The 24,270-nt window shown below is 44.1% G+C and carries 23 protein-coding genes and 1 pseudogene; 1 reads left to right on the top strand and 23 read right to left on the bottom strand.

Annotated features, from left to right (window positions below):
• Positions 1–181 precede the first annotated feature (181 nt).
• Complete coding sequence (locus ACHBIE_RS03355) at positions 182–889, top strand: GntR family transcriptional regulator (protein ID WP_394732711.1); 708 nt, start codon at positions 182–184, stop codon at positions 887–889.
• Positions 890–1,049: 160 nt separating this feature from the next.
• Here the strand turns inward: ACHBIE_RS03355 and ACHBIE_RS03350 are convergent, their stop codons facing one another.
• From ACHBIE_RS03350 to ACHBIE_RS03240, 23 genes and pseudogenes are all read right to left on the bottom strand, one after another.
• Entirely contained in the window at positions 1,050–3,656 is a 2,607-nt protein-coding gene (locus tag ACHBIE_RS03350; RefSeq protein WP_394732753.1) for a glycoside hydrolase family 3 N-terminal domain-containing protein, read from the bottom strand.
• Positions 3,657–3,869: 213 nt separating this feature from the next.
• Positions 3,870–5,594 (bottom strand): glycine betaine ABC transporter substrate-binding protein, encoded by a 1,725-nt coding sequence (locus ACHBIE_RS03345; protein ID WP_172068049.1) that lies wholly within the window; start codon positions 5,592–5,594, stop codon positions 3,870–3,872.
• Positions 5,595–5,609: 15 nt separating this feature from the next.
• On the bottom strand, positions 5,610–6,821 hold the full coding sequence (locus tag ACHBIE_RS03340) for a glycine betaine/L-proline ABC transporter ATP-binding protein (protein ID WP_105111176.1): 1,212 nt from the start codon (positions 6,819–6,821) through the stop codon (positions 5,610–5,612).
• Positions 6,822–7,045: 224 nt separating this feature from the next.
• Entirely contained in the window at positions 7,046–9,310 is a 2,265-nt protein-coding gene (gene glgP, locus ACHBIE_RS03335; protein ID WP_394732710.1) for a glycogen/starch/alpha-glucan family phosphorylase, read from the bottom strand.
• Positions 9,303–10,811, bottom strand: a complete 1,509-nt coding sequence (gene malQ / locus ACHBIE_RS03330; protein ID WP_105123412.1) for a 4-alpha-glucanotransferase — start codon at positions 10,809–10,811, stop codon at positions 9,303–9,305. Before malQ ends, glgP begins: the two co-directional genes overlap by 8 nt.
• A gap of 204 nt (positions 10,812–11,015) precedes the next feature.
• Positions 11,016–13,115, bottom strand: coding sequence for an ATP-dependent Clp protease ATP-binding subunit (locus ACHBIE_RS03325; RefSeq protein ID WP_394732709.1), 2,100 nt, complete (start codon positions 13,113–13,115; stop codon positions 11,016–11,018).
• Positions 13,116–13,573: 458 nt separating this feature from the next.
• Positions 13,574–13,984 (bottom strand): peptide deformylase, encoded by a 411-nt coding sequence (locus ACHBIE_RS03320; protein ID WP_313921065.1) that lies wholly within the window; start codon positions 13,982–13,984, stop codon positions 13,574–13,576.
• 72 nt (positions 13,985–14,056) lie between these two features.
• Positions 14,057–14,785 carry a MerR family transcriptional regulator gene (locus ACHBIE_RS03315; RefSeq protein ID WP_394732708.1) on the bottom strand — a complete coding sequence of 243 codons (729 nt, stop codon included), beginning with the start codon at positions 14,783–14,785 and terminating at the stop codon, positions 14,057–14,059.
• Positions 14,786–14,853: 68 nt separating this feature from the next.
• Positions 14,854–14,949 (bottom strand): annotated as a pseudogene (locus ACHBIE_RS03310) (ion transporter); the annotation flags it as partial.
• Between the two features lie 67 nt (positions 14,950–15,016).
• Positions 15,017–15,745, bottom strand: coding sequence for a MerR family transcriptional regulator (locus ACHBIE_RS03305; RefSeq protein WP_394732707.1), 729 nt, complete (start codon positions 15,743–15,745; stop codon positions 15,017–15,019).
• Positions 15,746–15,813: 68 nt separating this feature from the next.
• Entirely contained in the window at positions 15,814–16,512 is a 699-nt protein-coding gene (locus tag ACHBIE_RS03300) for an ion transporter (RefSeq protein WP_394732706.1), read from the bottom strand.
• 1 nt (position 16,513) lies between these two features.
• Positions 16,514–17,602: a nucleotidyltransferase gene (locus tag ACHBIE_RS03295; RefSeq protein WP_394732705.1), complete on the bottom strand. Its 1,089-nt coding sequence runs from the start codon at positions 17,600–17,602 to the stop codon at positions 16,514–16,516.
• Entirely contained in the window at positions 17,599–18,345 is a 747-nt protein-coding gene (locus ACHBIE_RS03290; RefSeq protein WP_394732704.1) for a class I SAM-dependent DNA methyltransferase, read from the bottom strand. The genes ACHBIE_RS03295 and ACHBIE_RS03290 overlap by 4 nt, the downstream gene beginning before the upstream one ends.
• A 44-nt stretch (positions 18,346–18,389) precedes the next feature.
• On the bottom strand, positions 18,390–19,079 hold the full coding sequence (locus tag ACHBIE_RS03285) for a hypothetical protein (RefSeq protein ID WP_199558527.1): 690 nt from the start codon (positions 19,077–19,079) through the stop codon (positions 18,390–18,392).
• 10 nt (positions 19,080–19,089) lie between these two features.
• Complete coding sequence (gene rsfS / locus ACHBIE_RS03280; RefSeq protein ID WP_044682325.1) at positions 19,090–19,443, bottom strand: ribosome silencing factor; 354 nt, start codon at positions 19,441–19,443, stop codon at positions 19,090–19,092.
• A 1-nt stretch (position 19,444) separates the two neighbouring features.
• A complete protein-coding gene (locus ACHBIE_RS03275; protein ID WP_394732703.1) occupies positions 19,445–19,954 on the bottom strand; it encodes a cysteine hydrolase family protein in 510 nt (169 codons plus the stop codon).
• A complete protein-coding gene (locus tag ACHBIE_RS03270; RefSeq protein WP_394732752.1) occupies positions 19,951–20,397 on the bottom strand; it encodes a GNAT family N-acetyltransferase in 447 nt (148 codons plus the stop codon). Before ACHBIE_RS03270 ends, ACHBIE_RS03275 begins: the two co-directional genes overlap by 4 nt.
• Positions 20,398–20,512: 115 nt before the next feature.
• Entirely contained in the window at positions 20,513–21,100 is a 588-nt protein-coding gene (gene yqeK, locus ACHBIE_RS03265; RefSeq protein WP_394732702.1) for a bis(5'-nucleosyl)-tetraphosphatase (symmetrical) YqeK, read from the bottom strand.
• Positions 21,097–21,729 (bottom strand): nicotinate-nucleotide adenylyltransferase, encoded by a 633-nt coding sequence (locus ACHBIE_RS03260; RefSeq protein ID WP_205029607.1) that lies wholly within the window; start codon positions 21,727–21,729, stop codon positions 21,097–21,099. The genes yqeK and ACHBIE_RS03260 overlap by 4 nt, the downstream gene beginning before the upstream one ends.
• A gap of 12 nt (positions 21,730–21,741) precedes the next feature.
• On the bottom strand, positions 21,742–22,053 hold the full coding sequence (gene yhbY / locus ACHBIE_RS03255) for a ribosome assembly RNA-binding protein YhbY (protein WP_004195298.1): 312 nt from the start codon (positions 22,051–22,053) through the stop codon (positions 21,742–21,744).
• Positions 22,054–22,085: 32 nt separating this feature from the next.
• Complete coding sequence (locus ACHBIE_RS03250; RefSeq protein WP_161943014.1) at positions 22,086–22,475, bottom strand: DUF5301 domain-containing protein; 390 nt, start codon at positions 22,473–22,475, stop codon at positions 22,086–22,088.
• A 23-nt stretch (positions 22,476–22,498) separates the two neighbouring features.
• Positions 22,499–23,605 carry a ribosome biogenesis GTPase YqeH gene (yqeH, locus tag ACHBIE_RS03245; protein WP_394732701.1) on the bottom strand — a complete coding sequence of 369 codons (1,107 nt, stop codon included), beginning with the start codon at positions 23,603–23,605 and terminating at the stop codon, positions 22,499–22,501.
• Complete coding sequence (locus ACHBIE_RS03240) at positions 23,606–24,133, bottom strand: YqeG family HAD IIIA-type phosphatase (RefSeq protein WP_105123398.1); 528 nt, start codon at positions 24,131–24,133, stop codon at positions 23,606–23,608.
• Positions 24,134–24,270: the final 137 nt, after the last annotated feature.

Here is a 24,270-nt window from a genome sequence, read left to right as displayed (position 1 = left end):
TTACTTCGTAAAACCTTTTCAACTTGTAGCCTTATTATAACGTAAACGTTTTCACTTGTCAACACTTTTACGGAATAATTTAAAATATTTTACGTAAAAGTTTATCTGGACTTAGAATACTGACCTTTGGCATTTTTTATGATATACTAGCGATAAATAGCAAGCTAGGAAGTTATCCCCAATGAGTAAATACAAAAAAGTCTATGCTGACATCAAGGAAAAAATTGAACAAAATCTCTGGCAGGCCAATCAAGAGATGCCTACAGAGAATGAGCTGATGGAGATTTATTCCTATTCCAAGGACACCATCCGCAAGGCCCTATCTCTATTGGAAATGGACGGCTATATCCAAAAACGTCAAGGGAGAAATTCCATTATATTGGACCATAACCTAGTCAGAAAACCATTTGTGTCCGAATTGAAGACTGTTAGTGAACTCAACCGCTCTGCCCATCATCAAGTCCAGACCCAACTGACCAATCTCTACATCGTACAAGGCCAGCCAGAGGTCATGAAGGAATTAGAAGTGGATGAAAAAACGGATCTCTACCGTGTCAGCCGCGTTCGGACTATCGACGGTGAGCGATTAGAGTATGAGATTTCCTACTTTGACCGCAGGATTGTTCCCTATCTCAGCAAGGAAATCGCTGAAAAATCGATTTATCAGTATTTGGAAAACGACCTTGGCTTAGAAATTTCCCATTCCCGCCGAGAAATTTCCTTCCGCTTTGCGACAGAAGAAGAAAAAAGCCTGCTAGACCTGGCAGGCTACGACATGGTGATCTCTGTTACCAGTACCACCTATTTAGCAGACGGCCGTCCCTTCCAGTACGGCACCATTACCTACCGACCAGACAAGGTTACCTTTGTTTCAATGGCCAAACGGTGATCAGCCCATTCTCTCTATTCAACCCAGTGTATAGGCACTGGGTTTTCTTGTGTCGTGAGCGCTAAAAAAGACAAACACCGAAACGATGTTTGTCCTTATTACACCTTGAGCATTTTACTTTCAAGGAGTGATATCAGACTTCACTGCCTTTCTGATAAGCTCAGCTTCTTTTCTTTTTTAAAGCAGCCAAGGATGCCAAGCCGGTCAAGCCTAGCAACAAGAAGGAAATATTTTGACTGTCACCAGTATTTGGCAGGACTGGTTGAGTTGTTGTAGTTTCCATTTTCTTGCTTTCTTCCTCAGCAGAAACAGTAGACTCAGTAGAAACCTCATCCTTGTTTGAGTCCTTGTTAGATTCGGCCGTCTGGTCCTTAACGTCTTTATCTATCGGAGTCGTTGTAACCACCTTGCTATCAGAAGTAACTAAAACCGTCAGCCCTTGATAAGCTGCTTGCCCCAGGCTAAAGATTCGTCCAAGCTGGTCAACCAGCTCCACAAATAGAATCGGTGCAACTGACCCACTTGTCTTAGCCTTGAGACTCAATGCAATAGATGATAAATCACCAGCTTCTTTTTCAACCACAAAGGTATTCCCTTCAAGCTTGATTCCCTCTGAAAGAACTCCATCTACTAGAGCCGGATCAAAGTGTAAACGAATTTGGTAAGTACCTTTTTCAATGCCTTTGAGATCGCCCAACTCTAGTGTCACAGGGAATTCCTGACCAATTTTAGCTGCTTCCGGAAGAACGGCTAAAATTCCTTTGGCAGGCTCATCATAACTCAATCCAAAACCAATTGGGTAGGCAACCTGGTCTGTACTGAGCAATCCATCCTTAATCAGAGGTATGTCTACAGGCAAGCTACCCTTGTGTGGTAGGCCGGCAAAGATAACTTCTACCCCAGCTGGAATATTTGGACCGAACGCATTATCTGGTCGGAGAGCCTCCGTTGGATCCATTCCCTTGTTACCATAGACTGCTACAATTGCCTTAGCAGCTGGATAGTTAGCAACATCATAAGGTTTGGAAATACTCATGACAACAACTAGCTTACCTTGGCTATTAGCGTAATCTACAACCTCAGTAGGAACCCTGGTCAACCAATGGTCACTAGCCAAATGAGATTCACGTCCAATTTCCGACACAAGGATAATATGACTCGCTTTGTCTAAACTTTCTTTCAAGCTTTCCGAACTAGATTCCGCATTGTATCTGACAGTTTCAAATGTAACATCTGCTGGTATAACACCATCCGCCTGCAAGCGTCTCATTCCCAAATCAAGGCCAGGAAGTTCGTTATTATAGGCACCCAATAATAAGACATGGTCACCAGCAGTCAACTTAAATGGCAAGATAGTATCATCGTTCTTAACCACCGTTACCGCGCTGGCGGCAATTTGTCTTTCCAGGTCTCTATTCAAATCAGATCCTACCGCCTGGTTGGCTGCCTCTGCAGTTCTTGCCGCCAAGTCAAAGTCCAATACGCCGCGTTTTGCTTTCAAACGTAAAATCCGTCGAACAGAATCATCCAGCATGCCTTCTGTAATGTGTCCCTGCGCCACTGCAGCTTCGATGTCATCAATAATAGCATCGATTTTAGCTAAATCAAGCTTGTTTCTCAAAACTGTTGGCATCAAGACAATATCCACACCTGCTTGTATGGCCATGATCGCTGCTTCGGATTCCCCAAAGTTTTGAGAAATGGCGTCCATACCCATAGCATCCGTAACAATAATTCCATCATAGCCATACTGATTGCGGACAATGCCTGTCAAAATATCATCAGACAGGGTAGCAGGAATATGAATTTCTTCGCCAGATTTTTTAGAAACATAGGTATCTTTCTCAATCTGTGGGTATTGGATATGAGCTGTCATAATCATGTCCACTCCGCCATCCATGGCAGCTTTAAACGGAGCTAATTCTAAGGCTGCCAATTCTTCCATTGACTTATCTACCAGAGGAAGACCTGTATGAGAGTCGGTTGCGGTGTCCCCATGGCCTGGGAAATGCTTAGCTGCTACAGCCACATTATGGGCCTGAATTCCCTGCATCAAAGGAATTCCTAGGGAGGCAACAAGTTCAGGATTAGATGAGAAGGAACGCAGACCGATAACAGGGTTTTGAGGATTATTATTTGTATCCAATACCGGCGCAAAATCCACATTGACACCCAAAGCAGATAATTCCCTACCGATAATCTCACCAGCCTGTCTAGCTAACTCTGGATCACGGGTGGCACCCAATGCCATATTCCCTGGTAGGGCCGTACCTGAACCCAGACGATAAACAATTCCCCCTTCCTGGTCAATAGCAATCAAGAGAGGGATATTCCCATTCTGAGCCTTATTTCCAACTGCAGCTGCTTGCATATCCTGTGTAAGATTGAGGGTTTGTTCCGTTTCCTTTACGTTTTCCGCAAAGAGGATAACGCCACCAAAATCGTACCCATCAATCGCTTCTGCAATTTCTTCATTAACAACCGTCAGGTCGCTCACCACTTCGCTACCTTCCGTCTGCCACTTACGAAAATCCGGCATCAACATCTGCGTGATTTTTTGCCGTGTAGACATGTCGTCAATCATGCTAGTGATTTGCGTCTCTGCATCTACAGCTTGTTCACCAGTGTTAAGCTCCTCACTAGCTGGAGTTGCAGATAAGTCTGTGGAACTGGCAATCGGTACATTCACAGCTTCAAGACTGGTGCCTGTTTCTGGTGAAACAGGTTCCGTATTGGCCTTGACTGTAGCCCATGGACTTGTCGCCATAGCAAGCGCAAGACCTGCTAAGTACAAATAGCTATGCTTTTTCATAGTTACCTCCATTTTTTGTTTTTTATATTATTATACAAAAACATCCGCTACCTGTAAACGTTTACCACCTGACTGTTGACATTCTCTACTAGTTTTTTTCTCCATTCGACAAAATGAAAAACCAGTTGTACAAATACGAACAACTGGTTTTATCACTATAGACTTATCTTACTCATTCAACCATTGGTCAACCGTTTCGCGGTTGACATCAATCCATTTTTGAGCGGCATCGTCAGGAGACATCCCCTCATTCATATCCAAAAGAATGGACTCCATATCCTCAGAGGTCCAGTGGAAATTATCCACAATTTGGTACAATTGAGGCATATCCTCTTGTAGACCTTTCCGTGCAATCGTATGGATATTTTCTGTCGAACCAAATGAACCTTCTGGGTCGTCCAAGTATTTCAATTCATATTTGGAGAACATCCAGTGCGGAGACCAGCCCGTTACGATGATTTCGTCTTGGTTAGCAATCGCTTTTTCTAAAGCGGTTGTCATGGCACCTGTAGAGGCCTTGGTCAATTCCCAACCAGACAAGTTTCCATAGTCTTGCAGGGCATTTTCAGCCGCCTCCATAATTCCAGCACCGGGCTCAATCCCTGTGATAGTTGTGGTCGCCTGATTAGACAGGTCCGCAATGCTAGTCACATCCATATAGGCTGGGACAACCAATCCGAGCTTAGTCCCTTCCATATTTGGTCCCAAATCATCTAATTGGTTCTTATGTTTGTCATAGAGCGACGCCTGTGTGACCGGCAACCAAGGACTGACTGAGAAATCCGAGTCCCCGTTTGCAACTGACTGCCACATGACGGCATTATCCAGCGGTACCATTTTTACGTGGTAGCCCGCCTCTTCCAAGACCTTGGCAATGACAGTTGTCGACGCCACCTCAGTATCCCACTGAGTATGGGAAATGGTCACCGTCTGTCCCTGCTCTGTATTTCCGGAAGTCAAGGCTAGGAAGCTTCGTCCCAAAGCTGCTCCGACAAATACCAGCAAGGCCGCTAGAGCGATGCACTTGTTGGTTGACGATTTTTGTCCAATTTCACGTTTGGCATTGAAAGCCTGAGTGACACGGTCAAGGATAATCGCTAAGATAACCAAGGAAATACCAGATACAAATCCATTCCCGATGTCCGCCTTCTGAAGGGCAGACAGGACTTCACGACCCAGACCTGGCGCCCCGATCATAGAACCAGTAACCACCATGGACAGGGCCAACATCATGGTCTGATTGACACCAGCCATAATGGTATTTTTAGCCAAGGGCAATTCAACCTTAAACAATTTCTGAGCCGACGTTGAACCAAAAGCATCCGCTGCCTCAACCAACTCTGTCGAAATTTCACGGATCGCCAAATTAGTAAACCGAACTGTCGGCGGTAGGGCGAAAATCACTGATGCAAAGACACCCGGCACCATGCCAATCCCGAAGAAGGCTACCGCCGGAATCAGATAAACAAAGGCCGGCATGGTCTGCATAAAGTCCAAAATCGGATTGACAATTTTCTTGACCGTATTGTTCTTGGCCATCCAAATTCCCAGAGGAACCCCGATAACAATCGAGATCAGGCTGGCTACGATGACCAGAGTCAAGGTGTTGATCAATTCATCCCACAACCCTTGGTTGTAAATAAAGAGCAGGCCCAAGAAAGTCATGACTGGAAGGGGCCATTTTTTTCGTGCCAAAAACCATACAGCTACAGTTGCTAATCCGATAAATAGGAGCGGATGAATGAACAATAAGGTGTTGGTGATCCAGTCCATCAAGGTACTCCCGATGGCTTGTAGTATATCAAACAGCCCTGCGAAGGTCGTGGTCAACCAACTGGTCAAGGCCTCTACCAGCTCTGCCACTGGTAGTTTTTCTTGCAATAAATCCAAAATATCTAACCTCTTTCTCTAGTTTTCCTCTGTTTCTGACGCAGTGCCATCATCTGGAATATTAGCCAAGGCTTCAATCACGCGCCCGCGAATAATAACCCCAAGGAGCTTATTGTGCTCGTCCGTCACGGCAATCGGCGCCGACGAATCATAAATCAGAGGCATAATATCTGTAATCACTGTATCTTTTGAAACCGTCAGAACGTCCTTATCAATGACATCAGACAGTGGCAAGCCCTTACGACGCGCCTCGATAACAGCATCTGCGGTCAAGGCTCCCACCAATTCCCGACGACGATTGGTTGCCATCAACATAGAAACCTCCTCTGTACGCATGCGCATCAGAGCAACTTGCGGCCCGTCCAATTCAACCGTTGCCGTAATCGGCTTAATCATAATATTTTGTGCCGTCAAGACCTTGGAACGATCGACATCTTCCATAAATTCACGAACAAAATCATTGGCCGGATTGGTCAAAATTTCCTCACCAGTACCGATTTGCATGATTTTCCCGTCCCTCATCAGAGCAATACGATCACCAATTCGCAAGGCCTCGTTGAGGTCGTGACTGATAAAGATGATGGTTTGCTGATTGCTAGCTTGCAAATCCAAGAGCTCATCCTGCATTTCACGACGAATAAGCGGGTCCAAGGCTGAAAAAGCCTCATCCATCAAGAGAATTTTCGGTTTGTTGGCCAAGGCTCTAGCCAAGCCGACACGCTGTTGCATCCCACCAGACAGTTGGTCTGGGTATTGATCCTTGAAGACCAACAAGCCTGCATTTTCCAATGCCTTCTCAGCCGCTGCCTGACGTTCTTCTTTTGATACCCCACGCAATTCCAGACCGAACTCTGTGTTTTCCAAAATCGTCTTATGTGGAAATAAGGCAAAACTTTGGAAAACCATGTTCATATCGTGGCGACGCACCTGCCGCAGCTCTTCAGCGTTCATTTTTGAAATATCTTGACCATCCAAGACAATGCTACCAGATGATGGTTCTATCAAACGATTGAGCATCCGCACCAAAGTTGATTTCCCTGAGCCCGACAGACCCATGATGACAAAAATTTCGCCCTCTTGGATTGAAAAATTAGCATCGTAGACCCCAACGGTGGCACCTGTTTTCTTCAAAATTTCTGTTTTTGATTTTCCCTGTTTGACCATTTCAAGGGCAGCCTTCTGCTTTTTACCAAATACTTTGGTCAAATTTTTCACTTCTAGTAATGTCATGTGAACTCCTTTCTCGAAGTGGCTACATTATAAAATTTAAGTGTTGTCACTTTTTATAAACTCTATCTTAAAGTAAGTGAAGCCCATTGTCAAGGAAAAAGTGTTCACATCATTTTCAAACAGACTATCAAAAATACCCTCAAACGCCGTATCTACAAGGCTTAAACTTCGGTGAAAGAGTAAAAAAAACAAACCACCGAAGTGATTTGTCTTTTATGTAAGTATTATTTGCTGTGCCAGATGTCTTCGTTGTACTGCTCGATTGTACGGTCAGAAGAGAAGAATCCTGCTTTGGCGATGTTGTGGACAACTTTTTTGTTCCAAGCATCTTGGTCTTCGTAATCAGCAAAGACTTGCTCTTTGACTTCAATGTATTCTGCCAAGTCAATCAAGGTCATGAACCAGTCTTTAGAGATGAGTTCATGGTGGAGACGGCTCAGGCGTTCTTCATTACCAAGTGCAAGTACTTCATCGCTGACGATAAAGTCAACTGCACGCTTGATATTGGCATCGCCATTGTAATAGTCCGAAGATACGTAACCAGCCTTGTCGTACAAGTCGATAATGGTATCTGAATCCTTACCAAATGTATAGATATTGTCCATACCAGCCAACTCTGCAATCTCCACGTTGGCACCGTCCATAGTACCAAGCGTCAAAGCACCGTTGAGCATGAATTTCATGTTACCAGTACCTGATGCTTCTTTAGAAGCCAATGAGATTTGTTCAGAGATGTCAGTCGCAGGGATCAATTTTTCAGCAACAGTTACGTTGTAGTTTTCGACCAAGTGAACATTGAGGTACTTGCTGACTTCTGGGTCATTGTTAATCAACTCAGACAAGCAGAGAATCAAGTGAATAATGTCTTGGGCAATCACGTAAGCAGGTGCTGCCTTACCACCAAAGATAACCGTGATTTTACGTTTTGGCAGATTACCGTTCTTGATTTCAAGATACTTGTGGATAACATACAAAGCGTTCATTTGTTGGCGTTTGTACTCGTGGAAACGTTTGATTTGTGTATCAATAATAGAATTTTCATCCAGTTCGATACCTTTGTTGTCTTTCAAATAACGTTTGAGAGCCAATTTATTGTTAAATTTGATTTCCGCCAACTTAGCATGAACTTCTTTGTCATCAGCAAAGGCCAACAATTTCTCAAGCTTAGTCGCATCTGTCAAGTATTCATCGCCAATCAATTCCTTGATGTAGTCTGCAAGATCTTGGTTAGCAAATTCCAACCAACGACGGAAGGTGATACCGTTTGTCTTGTTATTGAATTTCTCTGGGTAAAGCTCGTAGAAACCTTTCAACTCAGAGTTTTTCAAAATTTCAGTATGGAGAGCCGCAACCCCGTTGACAGAGTTTGAGAAGTGGATATCCATGTGAGCCATGTGCACACGACCAGACTCGTCGATGATGTGAAGAGCAACATCCGCTACTTCCTTAGCAACCAAGGCATCCAATTCCCTGATGATGTCTACTAAGTGAGGTACTACCTCTTCCAAGAATTCAAGTGGCCATTTTTCAAGGGCTTCTGCCAAGATGGTGTGGTTGGTGTAACCAGTCATGTTCTTAACGATGGCCACTGCTTCTGCAAATTCCAAGCCGTGTTTTTCAGTCAAAAGACGGATCAATTCTGGAATAACAAGTGAAGGGTGAGTATCATTGATTTGAACGTAAGCATAGTCTGCCAAGTCACGCACATTTGAACCACGCTCAATCGCTTCGTCAATCAAAAGCTGGGCAGCATTTGACACCATGAAGTATTGTTGGTAAATGCGGAGCAATTCACCATTCTTGTCTGAATCATCTGGATACAAGAAGAGGGTCAAGTTTTCTTGAATAGCCGTCTTGTCAAACGTAATGCCATTTTCAATCAAGCCATAGTTGACAGACTGGATATCAAACAAGTTGAGGTAGTTCTTAGTGTCTTTCTTGTAACCAAGAATATCCAAACGGTCCAACTTAGATGTCAAGGTGAAGTTTTTGAATGGTACATCGTAGCTGATTGTCGTTGGAATCAACCAAGAGTCATTTTCAATCCAGAAGTTTGGCTCCGCATCTTGTTGGTTGTCCTTGAAGACTTGCTTGAAGAGACCGCAGTGGTAGTTAAGCCCTACACCCTCACCATTGATACCAAGTGTTGACATAGAATCTACAAAGCAAGATGCCAAACGGCCAAGTCCACCGTTACCAAGTGATGGTTCTGGTTCAACGTCTTCAACCTGTGCCAAGGACTTGCCAGCTGCTGCTAATTCTGCCTGAATGTCTTTGTAGACACCCAAGTTGATCAAGTTGTTTGACAAGAGTTTACCAATAAGGAACTCTGCTGAGATATAGTAAACCTTGCGTTTACCTGTGTTTTTTGGCATATCTGCCGCTGATAGTTTGACATAGTTGAGCAACTGAAGATAGATTTCTTCGTTGGTCATGTCGGCTAATTTCTTATTGGCTTTGCTTTCTGCAAATGTAGTAAAGTTATTCATGATTTTTATTTCCTCGTTGATATAGTGTAGTCATTTTGACTAAGAAGTCTGTGTGGTCCTGGGTTAAATCTTCGGCTTTCATCCGCCATTCCCAGTTACCTCCAACAGTTGAAGGCATGTTCATACGGCTGTCTTCACCCAAGTCCAGAACATCTTGCATGGTCGCAATAGCTGTATCGCTGACAGTTGCAAACAGTGTTCGAAGCATGGCTTGAGTAACTGGCTCAATCGGTTTTCTGTTGGTATAGGCATCTACAAATTCCTGTTGTTCAGGCTCTAGATTGTTATACCAGCCATTAACCACCTCATTATCATGGGTACCTGTATAGGCGATTGAGTTTGGCACACAACGGTGTGGGATGTCGATGCTCTGCCCTGTCACATCAAAGAAGCCAAATTCTAAGATTTTCATACCTGGGTAGCCGCAGTCTGCCAGCAACTTGCGTGCCTTAGCATCGATATTTCCAAGGTCCTCTGCAATAATCGGCAGGTCCCCTAGGGCTTCTTTAACTGCCTTGAAAAGATTGTAGCCTGGGCCTGGCTCCCATGTGCCAACCTTGGCAACTTTAGCATCTCCAGCTACCTGCCAGTAGTCAGAAAAGCCTTTGAAGTGGTCAATTCTCAAGACATCGTAGATCTTGAAGCTCTCGTGAATACGGTAAATCCACCAGTTGTAGCCAGTCTTTTCATGTTGCTCCCAATCATAAAGTGGGTTACCCCAGAGCTGACCGTCCGCAGAGAAGTTATCCGCTGGTACGCCTGCCACATAAAGTGGCTTGCGTTCGCTATCAAGCTTGAAGAGTTGTGGCTTGGTCCAAACTTCCACACTATCTGCCGATACGTAAATGGGCATATCTCCAATAATCTTGATGTGGTTTTTGTTGGCGTAGTCCTTCAACTGCTTCCACTGGCTAAAGAAGAAGTATTGAGTGACTTTGAAGTAGTCGATTTGATCTGCTAACTCTAAACGATACTTGGCCAAGGCTTCTTCGTTTCTGGCAACAACTTTCTTGTCATCCCATTCTTGTAGGGCCTTGTTGCCAAAATGTTCTTTAATTGCCATGAACTCTGCATAGTCATTTAGCCATGATGAATTAGCTTTTTCAAACTCTTGAAAGGCTACTTTACGCTTGTCATCAGTCAAGAAATTTTTAACAGCTCTTTCCAAGATTGGACGACGTGCTTCGTAAATCAAAGCGTAGTCCACTTTTTCTGGATTGTCCCCAAAGTTCACATCTTGGTAATCAAAGTTGGCCAATAAATCCTCTTCCGCCAACAAATCAAAATCAATTAAATGGGTATTTCCAGCAATAGCTGAAAATGATTGGTAGGGAGAATCCCCATAACTGGTCGTTGTAAGAGGAAGAAGCTGCCAGTAGGTCTGCTTGGTTTCAACCAAGAAATCAACAAAATCATAGGCAGGCTTTCCAAAAGTACCGATACCAAACTTACCTGGAAGTGAGGTAATATGCATTAAAATTCCACTGGTACGATTCGCCATAAAAACGTTTTCCTTTCTTTCAAGTACAATCATAGTTTAACGCAAACGTTTGCACTTGTCAAGGAATTATACAAGATTTTTGAAAAACTTTTCCGTAAAACCGCTCGAAAGCTGTCAATATGAGCTTTTTTAGACACTAGTTAATACCTTTCAAAAAGAAAATCCGAGAATTTCTTCTCAGATTTTCTATATTATCTTATTTTTTTATGAAAAGGTTTGCTTGTCAATTTTGATTTCACTGTCAGCCACATCCGCGAGTAAGTTGGTCACATTTGTATGGTCCAAATAGAAGTCTGTCACCTTATCACGAATTTGATTTTCAATCACTCGGCGCAGAGGACGAGCTCCCATAGCCTTATCATAACCTGCTTCCATCAAGAATTCTTTGGCAGCTTCTGTCACTTCAAGGGTAATCCCTTTTTTAGCAAGCGTTTTGTTAACCTGCGCCAACAACAAGTCAACGATCGATTTCAGGTCCCCCTTGTCTAAATGTTTAAATTCAATAACTGCATTGAAGCGATTAAGGAACTCCGGACGAAAGAATGGAGCGATACGTTCCATAATACCTTGTTCTTCCTCACCTTCTGGTAGATCATAACCAAAACCTGCATTAGACGTAGCGATGATAATAGTATTTTTAAAGTTGACCTGATTGCCCTGTCCATCAGTCAAATGCCCGTCATCTAGCACTTGCAAAAGGAGGGTAATCACTTGTGGATCTGCTTTTTCAATCTCATCCAAGAGGACAATGGAGTACGGATTGCGACGGACACGCTCTGTCAGAGTATGGGAATTGTCATCGTAGCCCACATAACCAGCTGTGGTACCGATTAATTTGGAAACGGCTGTCCGATCGCTGTATTCAGACATATCCAAACGAATAATGGCATCCTTGTTACCAAACAAGTCTAGCGCTAACTGTTTCGCCAACTCTGTCTTACCCACACCTGTCGGACCGACAAAGAGGAAAGAACCGATCGGGCGGTTGCCGTCATCAAAACCTGCACGATTCCGACGAATGGCACGAGATACAGCTTCCACCGCATCGTCTTGACCGATAACATTAGCTGCCAGACGATTTTTCAATTCCTTGAGTCGTTCAATGTCAGAAGCTCCCATTTGAGAGACTGGAATTCCTGTCATCCGCTCAACCGCCTGAGCCACATCATTGACAGTCGCTACCACTTTCTGTTGCTCCGTGTGGTTGTCAATTTGTTCTTGGAGCTTGTCGATGCGGACTTTTTCATTGAGTGCTGTTTCGTAATCTTCTTTTTCAGCTGCTTGACTTTGCAAAGCTTTAGCCTGTTCAATCTCTGCCTCCAAAGCTTGAATATCTGTCACAGGATGTTGTGCAGCCAAGTGTGCAGCGGTCACATCAATCAAGTCAATGGCCTTGTCTGGCAAGCTACGTTGTGGAATATATTGGACGGAATAATCAACCGCAGCTCTCAAAACCTCATCTGGCAATTCAATATTGTGGTGGGCTTCATAAAGCGGCTTAATCCCTTTCAAAATCTGGTAGGTATCTTCTGCGGATGGAGCATTAACCTTGACTTCATTGAAACGGCGGGCCAGAGCGGCGTTCTTGTGAATAGTATTGCGGTATTCGTCCTGAGTAGTAGCACCGATAACCGTCAACTCCCCACGGGATAAAGCTGGTTTGAGAATATCCGCTAAGCCCTTGGAACCTGAGTCCCCACCAGTGCTACCAGCTCCCAAAATCTGATGAATTTCATCAAAGAAGAGAATGATATTTCCAGCTTTTTTGACTTCATCCACAAGATTTTGCACATTTTCCTCAAAAGCCCCACGATACTGAGTCCCAGCTTCCAAGCCTGAAATGTCGATGGAGAAGATTTCCTTGTTCTTAATGGCAGCTGGCACATCTCCGTTGACAATGGCTTGAGCCAATCCTTCTACTACCGCTGTCTTTCCGACACCTGCATCACCGACCAAAACTGGGTTGTTCTTGGTTCGACGAGCTAGGATTTCTGAGGTTTCTTGGATTTCCTTGTTGCGTCCAATGACTGGATCCAACTTACCTTCACGCGCATCTTGGGTCAAATTTCGACCAAGTTTTGCAAGAATTCCGTCTGACTTTATCTGACCTTTAGCCTGTGTTTGAGCCACTTCTTCTGTCTGTGGCAGGCGACCAGTCTGACGGTACATAGCGAATTCTTCTGGTGTCACTTCACGCCCATTGATAGAATAACGGCGACGTTCTGTGCTGTAGCCACCCATGTTCCCCATGAGTTGATTGAAAATATCGTCCATATTGTTAAAGTTATTGAAATTGTTGTTCATAGTTTTTACCTCGTTTAAGTTTTATTTTTTTACTTTTACTGACCTTTGTTTTAAAAAAATTGATTTAGTCTTTTAGTTTGCTTTTAGTACTAGGCAACGAGCTGAAGGCAGTACTGAAGTACGGCAAAGCGAGTTCAAATAATGATGAGATTATTTGAAGTTGGAGATAAGGAAACGAAGTTTCGTCATTCGCCGCAGTAATAAAAGATAAACTAAATGACGCTAATAGGGTATAATCCTGTCTTTCATAGTAACCTCCTCAGAAGTTTGTCTTTTACTGATCATTTAGTCAATTAGTCAGTCAAACTTTTCGTTTGACCTAAACTGACCTTTTGTTCAAAGAATTCGTAAGGTCCTTTACCTTACGAATCTTATTCTACACCATTGGTCAGTAAAAGTCAATAGTTTTGTTTGACCTTTTTTGACTTTTATACAAAAAAATCTACCTGACGGTAGATTTAGATGATAATCCCTTCCAAATGATCCAGTTCATGCTGAACAATCTGGGCTTGGAAGTCTGTCAGCTTTAGGCTCTGCTTTTTCCATGAAGCATCAAAAAACTCCACTTCAATCTCCTGATAGCGAGTGGTCGGACGGGTACCTTCTAGCGACAGGCAGCCCTCCTCGGTCTGATAGGGCTTGGCCTTGCTGATGAGGACGGGATTGTACATGACCAGGTTGGTGAAACCCATGTTGACGATGATAATCCGCTTTTTGACGCCAATCATATTGGCCGCCATGCCCACGCAGGCATGAGCATTGGCTGCTAAAGTGTCCTGCAAGTCCTGACCGACCTGCACATCTAGCTGAGTCGCAGGCTCAGACTTTTGTTGCAGGAAGAAAATATCTTTCATAATAGGTTGAATCATAGGGCGGCTCCTTGCTCATAAACTACATCTAGTATACCAAAAAAAGCCTAGTTTCCACTAGACTTTCCTTATTTATTCTTTGCAATAGACTGCAATGGCTTGACTGACAAAGGTTGCTGTTCCTGGTCCACCTGCTCGGTCAATGTTGGCTGAAAATCGTTCATCTTCAACGTACATGAGACCTAGCCCCTGCAAGATTTCCTTGGTGCAGGTGTAGAAGTTTTCTGTGATATAGGCCTGCAAAGTAGCTACCTGAGCCTGTACATCTGGATGACTTGCTTCCAAGCTCTGCATTTTTCCAAAAGCTTCAAAAATAGCCTGCATCTCTCGGGCAAACGCTCGATCCTTACTGGCATCATAACCTTCTTCAAACTCAGCATAGGCCGCGGTCTGTCCCCACCGCTCCTTGGCCTCCTTCCTGTAGGCTTCTAGTTGACTGCTGTCAAATGCGTGAAAGTCCATGATTTCTCCTCCTTTTTCTATGAGCAATCTGGCGTGACTGATGATGCGGTCCAACCGTTCCCTCTTGAGCTCTAAAAGGGTAATATGGTCCCGCAAGACCTGCTGACGATTGATTTCCGTCACGTCCAGAAGCTGCTGAATATCTTTGAGAGGAAAATCCAATTCACGGAATAAGAGAATTTCTTGCAAACGAGCCAAATTCTCCTGATTATAGTAGCGATAACCATTTTCTGCTACAAATGCTGGTTTGAGCAAACCAATCTGGTCATAGTGGTGCAAGGTCCGCACTGTCAATCCTGTCAACTGACCGACCTGCTTAACTGTCCAATTTTCGTTCATAGAAATCTCCTCTCTATGCCCAGTATAAGGGATAACGTAAGGTGAGAGTCAAGGGAAAAATGAATTTTTTATCCCTTCTTTATAATTTCATTCATATAACCAGCGGTAATAATCCCTGCAGGTAGAGCAACAATCGCAATTCCAATTATCGAAGAAAACAGGGTGGCTCCTTGCTCATAAACTACATCTAGTATACCAAAAAAAGCCTAGTTTCCACTAGACTTTCCTTATTTATTCTTTGCAATAGACTGCAATGGCTTGACTGACAAAGGTTGCTGTTCCTGGTCCACCTGCTCGGTCAATGTTGGCTGAAAATCGCTCATCTTCAACATACATCAGACCTAGCCCCTGTAAGATTTCCTTGGTGCAGGTGTAGAAGTTTTTTGTGATATAGGTCTGCAAAGTAGCTACCTGAGCCTGCACATCTGGATGACTTGCTTCCAAGCTCTGCATTTTTCCAAAAGCTTCAAAAATACTCTGCATCTCTCGGGCAAACACTCGGTCCTTGCTAGCATCGTATCGCTCTTCAAATTCAGCATAGGCCGCGGTCTGTCCCCACCGCTCCTTGGCCTCCGCCTTATAGGCATCTAGTTGACTGCTGTCAAATGCGTGAAAGTCCATGACTTCTCCTCCTTTTTCTATGAGCAATCTGGCGTGACTGATGATGCGGTCCAACCGTTCCCTCTTGAGCTCTAAAAGGGCGACATGGTCCCGCAAGACCTGCTGACGATTGAACTCCGTCACATCCAGAAGCTGCTGAATATCCTTGAGAGAAAAATCCAACTCACGAAATAATAGAATTTCTTGCAGGCGAGCCAAATTCTCCAGATTATAATAGCGGTAGCCATTTTCACCCACAGAAGCTGGTTTGAGCAAACCAATCTGGTCATAGTGGTGCAAGGTCCGCACTGTCAATCCTGTCAACTGACCGACCTGCTTAACTGTCCAATTTTCGTTCATAGAAATCTCCTCTCTATGCCCAGTATAAGGGATAACGTAAGGTGAGAGTCAAGGGAAAAATGAATTTTTTATCCCTTCTTTATAATTTCATTCATATAACCAGCGGTAATAATCCCTGCAGGTAGAGCAACAATCGCAATTCCAATTATTGAAGACAACATTGTAATGATTTTTCCTAGCATTGTTGTTGCAAATATGTCACCATAACCAACAGTAGTTAATGAAATTGTCGCCCAATAAATTGCATCAAAAAATGTTTCAAAAGTATCAGGCTCAACCGAAAAAATCAATAAAGCAGTAAAGAAAATATAACCAACAGCCAGGCTTGCTACTAGCAATAATGACTCTTTTTGATTTTGCAAAACGTTCATCAAAATCTGAATGTTTTTTGAATAGCGGATAACTTTGAAAACTCGAAGTACCCGCCCCATCCGTACAATTTTCAATAATCGAAGACTGTTATTAAAGTATAAAAAAGTCGGTAAAATGGACAATAAGTCCACTATGGCTAATAGGCTAAATGGGTAGAACAGAAATGATAGTTTTCCTTTTTGCAATTTGAAATCAGCTGTTAGTATTCTAAAAAGATAATCCAAGCAAAAAGTAGCAGTCGAAATATAATCCATTAACAAATGAAAAGAATTCGTATGCTTAGACATCAAAGGAATCAAACTAACCACTATTGCAAATAACATTATTAAGTTATAGCAACGTGACAATAAACTATCGTTATCATTTTCTAGAATACAAAATAATTTTTCCCTCATCTCACTCCACCCTCACCGGCACGCGCCCATAGGTCTGCTCTGCCATTGCGTCAGCTCCCAGTTGATAGACCAAATCCGCTTGCTGGGTCAGGCTGTCCCAGGGCTCTTTGCCGATCCGCGTCACCAGGTCCACCCGCTCCTTGACAGTCTTGAGATAAGCCTGACCTAGAGCCGAGAAGCCTAGGACATGGACCGCATCTGGCAAGGGAGTTTCCACCGCATTGACCAGGATGTAGGTCAGCACCCGCCGCACTCTCGCCTTGGTGTAGCGCTTGGTCGCAACGGCATCCACTAACTCCTCCACGGTCGCTACGCTCCCAATGGCAGAGCGGATACGACTGGCTAGTTCTTCGTTGACCTGAAAGACCTGACTGAGATCTGGGTGAGTCGCAATCTGGTAGCGGAGCAGAGGAAAATAATCCTTCCAGCTTACCTTGGTCGCCTCTTCAAAGAGACTGGCAGAAGGCAAGAAATCACGCACCAAGTCCAGCTGATCAGCACTCTTGCGGATAGCCGTCGCCGAGGCGTAGGACGTTTCCACCTCTTCCGAATGAAAACCAGCCCCCTGCCGTTGAACAGGGCTGAGCTGAATGCCTGTTCCAGCCACTGCCTTAGCATAAGCCAAGGCCAGAATATGGTTTGGCGTGTCACCTGTGAAGGTTAGACCCGCAAATTCCTGCCACATAGCCTGTGTCTTCTGCGGATAAGAGAGATTGTCTGGCAAGTTTTTCACAAAATTTTCCATCTCTTCCAACTTATCCACATAGATATCCGCAATTTTCTGGTAATCCAGCATTTCTTCCGTACCGAAAACCAGTTTTTCCACACCTAGCTTGTGTAAAATGCTGATTGCTCCCTTGGCAAAGTGATCAGCTGACTGGACGGACACTAAAAAGGGCATCTCGACAACCAAGTCTGCCCCGTGTTCCAGAGCCATCTGAGACCGTGTCCACTTATCCACAATAGCTGGCTCACCCCGTTGCATGAAATTGCCAGACATAACCACAATTTTCAAGCCTTCCGCCTGTTCCAGCAGGTACTTATGCCCCGTGTGAAAAGGATTGTATTCTGCTATTATCCCTGAAATCATGCCTTGACCGCCTTGAAAAACCACCGCTGGCTGGTTTCTGTCGGTGACTCATCTTCAAAGTCCGCAAAGACTTCCACAGATGCAAAACCAGCTTCTTTCAATAATTCCACATAGGTTTCAATCGGATAGGTCCGCTCTTCATGCACTTCATCCCGACGGATAAACCGCTCCTCTTGACTGTCCTCATCTTTGACAAAGAAGGTCAATTCATGAACGATGGAATGCTCATGCTCCCCCTCGTAAGTATCCCAGACAAAGGCAAAATCCTCATAGTTTTCATGGTAGCTATAGCCTGCAAATACTTCCTCCATTTGATAAATGGAGTGTACGTCAAAAAGGAAAGTACCGCCTCGATTAAGAACAGAGTGAACCCCTTCAAAAACCCGCAAAACGGCTTCTTGGTCCGACATGTAGCACAGACTGTCCGAGTAACAGGTCACCGCATCGAAATCGCCGATACCTTCCAGTTCCAGCATATCCGCCTTGGCCAAGCCCATCATGACCCCAGCTGCTTCTGCTTTTTTCTGTGCCAATTCCAACATTTCATAGGACAGGTCAAGCCCAGTCACCTCATAACCCTTTTGAGCAAAACGTACAGCCTGAATCCCTGTCCCACAGGCCAATTCTAAAATTGTCTTAGTGTCTTGTGGCAAGTTCCGCAAGCTAAAATCTGTCCATTTATCATACAAGCTGTCATCCATGATTTCATCATAGACCGCCGCAAAGGTTTCATAAGTTGCCATAGTTTCTTCTTTCTTTTCGATAAAAAAATAGTCTTTCGACTATTTTAGGCTAGTAGCCAATTTCCAGTTATAAGGTACAATGCTAGATCCAAGGTAAAGACACCAGCTAAGATATAAATAAGCCCCGTCAGTCCCCTATTTAGTATTGGACGATACTTGTCCATGAAAGCATTGAATTCTAGAACAAATTTCTCATGCTGGTTGAAAATCACAGCAATAGTGAGGAGAAAGAGTGGAGCTTGACTCAGCAAGACCCAGATTGTACTGTAAAGCAAGGACAAGAGAAAATGATTGCGATGTCCAGATATGGCTAAGACTGCGAGAAAACTAGGGTCAGTCGGAGCAGTAAAAACCATAAAGACTACGCCAGCCCAGATACCTGTTATCTTCTTTTCGCTTTGATTCTCTTTGATTTCTTTTTGATTGTCACGGCGAATGCCCCAATAAATCAAGAGAGCGATGAGGGCGACATCAATCCAAACCCAACTGGCATCAGGCAGTTGATTGATAGCTGTGCCGACTTCCCCAATAAAGTCGCTCAGTTTATTGAGACTAGATCCTAAAAGTGTCGATAAGGCCACACCTAGCAGGGTTGTACCAAAGAGAACAAGCCCTGCAAAAAGAACTGCTTGACGCTTGCTTCCACCAGTAGCAAGCTGTGCCATAAGCATCAACATACCAACAGGGTCTATGCCCGCTAACCCCAACCCTAAAACGGTTACTAAATTTGCCATAAAGCTCTCCCTATCCTAGGTACTCCGATACTTCCAAGAAGCTGCCTTCATGCCATAATTTTTCAAGGTTGTAGAGGTCACGCATTTCTTCTGAGAAGATATGAACGACTACGCCTCCAAGGTCCAAAAGGACCCAGCCTCCATTACTATCGCCTTCTACACGGCTACCCTTGATTCCAACTTCCGCTACCTTTTCACGAATGTTTTCCGCAATAGCCTCCAACTGCCGACTGTTCATGGAGCTGGCAATCACAAAGTAGTCTGTCAGGCTGGTCACGCCTTGAACATCAATTACAACAAGGTCCTCAGCTCGCTTGTCATCAGCAGCCTGAACCACAACTTTTACTAAATCTAGTTCTTTCATCTTATCCTCTAATTATATTTTCTAATTTATCCACCTGGGCAAAATTCCATGACCAGATGTTTTGGTAGTGGTCAATCACGTCTTTGGCGTCCAATTTGCCTGAATAACCTGTCGCCGTTCCGTCCTGAATCACAGCTACCTTGTAGCCTAGTTCAAAGGCTACTTTAATCGTCGTGTCAATGCAAAAATTAGTCGCCATACCCATGATGATGAGTTGCTCAATTCCCTTTTCCTGCAAATAAGCATGAAGCTCCGTTTCCTTGAAGGCACTGTTAAAGGTCTTATCGAAAATCTTCTCACTAGCTAAGGGTGCAACAATTGAGTGAATCTCCCAGTCAGCAGTCCCCTTGACCAATTCCTGATCATGATGTCGGACATGGATGACTTCTAGCCCCGCTTGACGGGCTTTTGTGATGCTATCTTGCCAGAGGGCTAATCGCTCTTCAATCGCATAAGGTTTTTCCTTCACTAGAAGGTTCTGAATGTCAATGACTAACAATGCAGATTTCATAGCTGAACACCAGGCGTTTCCAAACGGAAGACCAATTCTCTTTCTTCTTCACTATCCAAGACAAAATCATTTTTCTCCAAGAGATGAGCCATTTTCTGATTGCCCTTAACGTATGCTGCAATCAAATGGTCGCAGACAGGATGTGATTGAGCCATTGCTATTACAACTTCCAAAGCCGCCTGACCATAGCCCCTTCCTTGAAACTCTTGGCCAATCATAAACCGCCAGAGCATGTACTGCTGAATGTCCTCATCAATGTCAATCAAGGCAAAACCAACAACCTGCTCATCCGTCCAGATGGCATAGGGGAAAACATCACCGTTCTCTCTATATAACCAGGCATCTGCCAAGGAACGCACGTTGGGAGCCACGAAGCCCTTGTCCTCCTCGGCTACTTTCAAGTCCAAGACTGCTTGATAGGAGCTTTCATCCAGATATTTTATAGTCTTTTAGTTTGCTTTTAGTACTAGGCAACGAGCTGCAGGCTGTACTGGAGTACGGCAAAGCGAGTTAACGAAGTAATAAAAGAAAAACTAAATGATTATAATGCAATCATCCCTACTCCTTCAAATACGAAACATAGCCATTATAGGTTTCTAAGGTTTGTGGATAAATGGGAATTCCCTTCTTGGCTAAGTAAGAAATGGTTTGGGCAGTTTCATAGGCTACTGCCTTGTCCAAGGACTCTTTTGCGATACGACGCGCCTCGTCCACCCCAGGAAAATCCCGATTGGGTTCGATGTAGTCCGCCACATAGAGCACCTTGTCCAGCAAGGTCATCTGCCCAGCACCAATGGTGTGTCGTTGAATGGCTTGGAAAATTTCCTCATCTTTCAAGCCAAAATCTTCTGCAATTTTATAGGCCCCAACCACACCGTGCCAGATGTTATTATCCCAGTTAAGCAGATCCCTGTCCAAATCATACTTGGCAATCAAGTCCAGAAAGACTTGGTCTTCCACTTCCTTGGCATAATCATGCAAAAGTGCTGCCAGACTGGCTTTTTTCGGATCACAGCCGTATTGGTCTGCCAAGGCAAGCGCCGCCTGCTCCACACCCAAGACATGTTGGAAACGCGCTGGCTTCATGGATGCACGGATTTTTTCCAAAAGAGCCTGACGGTCAAAGGTCAAATCTGCTGCAATCATTGGTAAAGTCCCTTTTCTTCGATATAGTCCAGAACTTCATGAGGCACCATAAAATTCGGCACTCGTCCTTGCTTGATAAAACTACGCACCATGCTAGAGGAAATGTCCATCAAGGGTACATCTACCCAGATAACCGGATAGGACGTCCCTGCCTTGTAACGAGGACGCTGGACACCAACAAACTGCACCATCTGGACCAATTCATCAATCCTGTGCCATTTTGGCAGGTAATCTACCATATCCGCACCGATGATGAAATAATAATCCGTATCAGGATTTTTTTCCTTCAGCAATTTCATGGTGTCGTAGGTATAGCTGACACCACGGCGTTCCAGTTCAATGGTTTCAATCCCCAAGCCGTCAATACCTGCAATAGCCATCTTGAGCATGGAATAGCGATGGTATTCGTCAATGGTTTCTTTTTTATCCACATGAGGCGGAATGAATTCTGGCATGAGCAAGACTTCATCCAGCTTCAACTGTTGACGGACCTGGTCTGCCACAATCAAGTGAGCATTGTGGACAGGGTTAAAATTCCCCCCCAGAATACCTACTTGTTTGCGATTGGTTTCTTTCTTTTCAACCTCTAATTCAACCTTGGTAAAGGGTGTTAAGAGTTCAATAGCCATAGGCTCTCCTTCTTAGATTTCTTTGACCTGTTTGGAAATTTTACGGTTCTCTTTCTTGCTAGATTGTTTGAATAAAATCAAGATGCGACCGATTTTTTGAACCGTGTCCACACCGATTTCTTCTTCCAAGATTTCTGCTACTTCGTGAATGTTTTCATCCGTATTTTGTAGCAAGGTCACCTTGATCAATTCACGCGCATCTAGCGCCTGACGAACACTGGTTTTAATCTGGTCATTTAGACCATTTTTCCCAATCTGAATGATGGGTTTAAGACTGTGTGCCTGACTGTTTAAAAAGGCACGCTGTTTTGAAGTTAATGACATAATTTCTCTTTTCTTTACTAAACTAAGCAGACCTAGTCTGCTAGCATTTTCTGAATCACTTGAGGAGACTCTTTCAGCTTGTAGATACCAGTGTAGGGAAACTCCAGATAGCTGTTAAGTATTCCCTCATAAGCAAATGCTGTGGTTTCACCTTCTGCCATGACAAAAGCAATCCGCACATGGGGTGAAACCAACGGTGCATCGTGAACACTAGCTTGATGGGTCTTTTTTGCATTTCCTAGTTCTGCCAAAAAGACCGCTATCTCTTCTGACTGGTCGATTTGGACTACTTCTTGACCTTGGACCAAACGAATTTCCCGGACCTCACTGGCTTTGGGAAGATTTGGTTCTTCCCCTGGCCAAAACCAATAGGCCAGAACACACAAACCAACAATGGCCAGCATACCAACTACTTTTCTCATAAGTGACCCCATTTTAGACTTCATTAAATAATGGCCTTGCGGATGACCACATCAACACCCTTAGGAGCCCAAGCAGCAATCTTGGCCTTTTCATTGACACGAATCCAACCAAGTCCTGAAAAGACCACATCCGTCTTCTCGTTGATGGTAAATTCATGGCGGACCAATTCAGGAAATTCTTTCAATTCCTTGCTGGTTGGCGGCACTAAAAGTGAGCCCGCATGTTTCTGGTAAAATTCACTAGCTCCCTGCAGTTTGGTGCGGTGGAGTTGGAGCTCATTGTCAAAGAAGGCCGTAAAGCCTTGGCGTTCACCAGCCACAAAGTCAAATCGTCCCAGACCAGCCAAGAACAAGGTTTGTTCTGGATTGAGCTGGTAGGTCTTTGGCTTGATTTCCTTACGAGGGCTGATGTACTTGAGGTTTTTAGCCGTCAAATAATGGGCCATCTGGTGGCGATGGATAATTCCTGGCGTATCATAAATGAAAGAACCATCATCCAGAGGAATCTCAATCTTATCTAAAGTTGTCCCTGGAAAACGTGAGGTGGTAATGACATCCTTGTCCCCTGTGATTTCTTGGATAATGGCATTGATGAGCGTTGACTTGCCGACGTTGGTCACGCCGACCACATAGACATCCCGACCCTTGCGGTGTTGTTCAATTTTTTCAATCAAGTCCTTGATAGCTTGCTTGTTTTGGGCCGAAGTCAAGACCACATCAACTGGTCGCATGCCGATTTCATGCGCCCGCTCGGTCAACCACTGAGTAACCTTACCTGGCTTGACTGACTTGGGTAAAATATCCTGCTTGTTGCCGACCAAAAGCACGTCATTTCCAGAAATAAAACGAGGCAAACCAGGAATGACTGACCCATTGAAATCAAAAATATCAATGACATTCACTACCAAGGCATCGCTTTCTCCTACACTATGGAGGAGTTTCAAGAAATCATCGTCTGAGATATTGACATCTGAAATCTCATTGTAATGGCGCAAACGGAAACACCGCTGACAGTAAAGTTGCCCTGTTTCCAGACCTTTTTCGAGGGCAGATTGGGGAGTAAATCCGGCAATCTCTTTATCTGTCGTCTGAATTTGAGCACCACAACCGATACAAAATAATTCTTCCACTTACATCTCCCTCTTGTAGTCTATCGCTCCATATTTGGCGATAATTTTCTTTATGGTCCGTCGCTCACGCCAACGGTTAATCTGCGTATTGATCGAGTCTGACTGAATCAAGGGCTTGACCAAAACAGACTTGAGCCCTGCTCGCTTAGCAGCCCGAATGTCCGTCATCAACTGATCACCAATCATAACCACTTCATGTGGCTGGACATCAAAGCGTTTCAGTGCACGGTTCATCCCAAAGGTGAAAGGCTTGAGAGCGAAGGCTTCAAACTCAATTCCAAAAGGGGCCACTGCTCGCTTTACCCGCTCATATTTGTTGTTAGAAACCACCACAACGGGAATGCCTGCGGCCTGTAAATCCTGTAACCACTGGCGCATCTCTGGTGTACCATCGGGATTATTCCAAGCAATTAAGGTATTGTCCAAATCGACAAAGACCACCTTAATACCCTGTTTTTTCAAACTGTCAACCGTTACATCATAGGCCTTTTCCAAGGCAAAATCTGGCATGTAATTCTCTAAACTCACTAATTTCTCCAAAAAATATAATCAGATAATTATAGCATTTTTTCGCAAAAAAAGCGAATAACAAGGGGAACGATCATTTCCGCATCCCATCAAAAAAGGACCGACTAGGTCGCATCCTTTCTGAGCATTTTATTGGT

The organism is Streptococcus sp. A23 (assembly GCF_043674155.1).
GTDB classification, from domain to species: domain Bacteria; phylum Bacillota; class Bacilli; order Lactobacillales; family Streptococcaceae; genus Streptococcus; species Streptococcus suis_V.
This window is presented reverse-complemented; position numbering and strand designations above follow the sequence as displayed.

What these genes read in the sequence shown, in the direction of transcription:
- ACHBIE_RS03355 (WP_394732711.1), top strand. Translation starts at nt 182, where the DNA reads ATGAGTAAATACAAAAAAGTCTATGCTGACATCAAGGAAAAAATTGAA.
- ACHBIE_RS03350 (WP_394732753.1), bottom strand. Translation starts at nt 3,656, where the DNA reads ATGGCGACAAGTCCATGGGCTACAGTCAAGGCCAATACGGAACCTGTT.
- ACHBIE_RS03340 (WP_105111176.1), bottom strand. Translation starts at nt 6,821, where the DNA reads ATGACATTACTAGAAGTGAAAAATTTGACCAAAGTATTTGGTAAAAAG.
- glgP (WP_394732710.1), bottom strand. Translation starts at nt 9,310, where the DNA reads ATGAATAACTTTACTACATTTGCAGAAAGCAAAGCCAATAAGAAATTA.
- malQ (WP_105123412.1), bottom strand. Translation starts at nt 10,811, where the DNA reads ATGGCGAATCGTACCAGTGGAATTTTAATGCATATTACCTCACTTCCA.
- ACHBIE_RS03325 (WP_394732709.1), bottom strand. Translation starts at nt 13,115, where the DNA reads ATGAACAACAATTTCAATAACTTTAACAATATGGACGATATTTTCAAT.
- ACHBIE_RS03320 (WP_313921065.1), bottom strand. Translation starts at nt 13,984, where the DNA reads ATGATTCAACCTATTATGAAAGATATTTTCTTCCTGCAACAAAAGTCT.
- ACHBIE_RS03315 (WP_394732708.1), bottom strand. Translation starts at nt 14,785, where the DNA reads ATGAACGAAAATTGGACAGTTAAGCAGGTCGGTCAGTTGACAGGATTG.
- ACHBIE_RS03305 (WP_394732707.1), bottom strand. Translation starts at nt 15,745, where the DNA reads ATGAACGAAAATTGGACAGTTAAGCAGGTCGGTCAGTTGACAGGATTG.
- ACHBIE_RS03300 (WP_394732706.1), bottom strand. Translation starts at nt 16,512, where the DNA reads ATGAGGGAAAAATTATTTTGTATTCTAGAAAATGATAACGATAGTTTA.
- ACHBIE_RS03295 (WP_394732705.1), bottom strand. Translation starts at nt 17,602, where the DNA reads ATGATTTCAGGGATAATAGCAGAATACAATCCTTTTCACACGGGGCAT.
- ACHBIE_RS03290 (WP_394732704.1), bottom strand. Translation starts at nt 18,345, where the DNA reads ATGGCAACTTATGAAACCTTTGCGGCGGTCTATGATGAAATCATGGAT.
- ACHBIE_RS03285 (WP_199558527.1), bottom strand. Translation starts at nt 19,079, where the DNA reads ATGGCAAATTTAGTAACCGTTTTAGGGTTGGGGTTAGCGGGCATAGAC.
- rsfS (WP_044682325.1), bottom strand. Translation starts at nt 19,443, where the DNA reads ATGAAAGAACTAGATTTAGTAAAAGTTGTGGTTCAGGCTGCTGATGAC.
- ACHBIE_RS03275 (WP_394732703.1), bottom strand. Translation starts at nt 19,954, where the DNA reads ATGAAATCTGCATTGTTAGTCATTGACATTCAGAACCTTCTAGTGAAG.
- yqeK (WP_394732702.1), bottom strand. Translation starts at nt 21,100, where the DNA reads ATGATTGCAGCAGATTTGACCTTTGACCGTCAGGCTCTTTTGGAAAAA.
- ACHBIE_RS03260 (WP_205029607.1), bottom strand. Translation starts at nt 21,729, where the DNA reads ATGGCTATTGAACTCTTAACACCCTTTACCAAGGTTGAATTAGAGGTT.
- yhbY (WP_004195298.1), bottom strand. Translation starts at nt 22,053, where the DNA reads ATGTCATTAACTTCAAAACAGCGTGCCTTTTTAAACAGTCAGGCACAC.
- ACHBIE_RS03250 (WP_161943014.1), bottom strand. Translation starts at nt 22,475, where the DNA reads ATGAGAAAAGTAGTTGGTATGCTGGCCATTGTTGGTTTGTGTGTTCTG.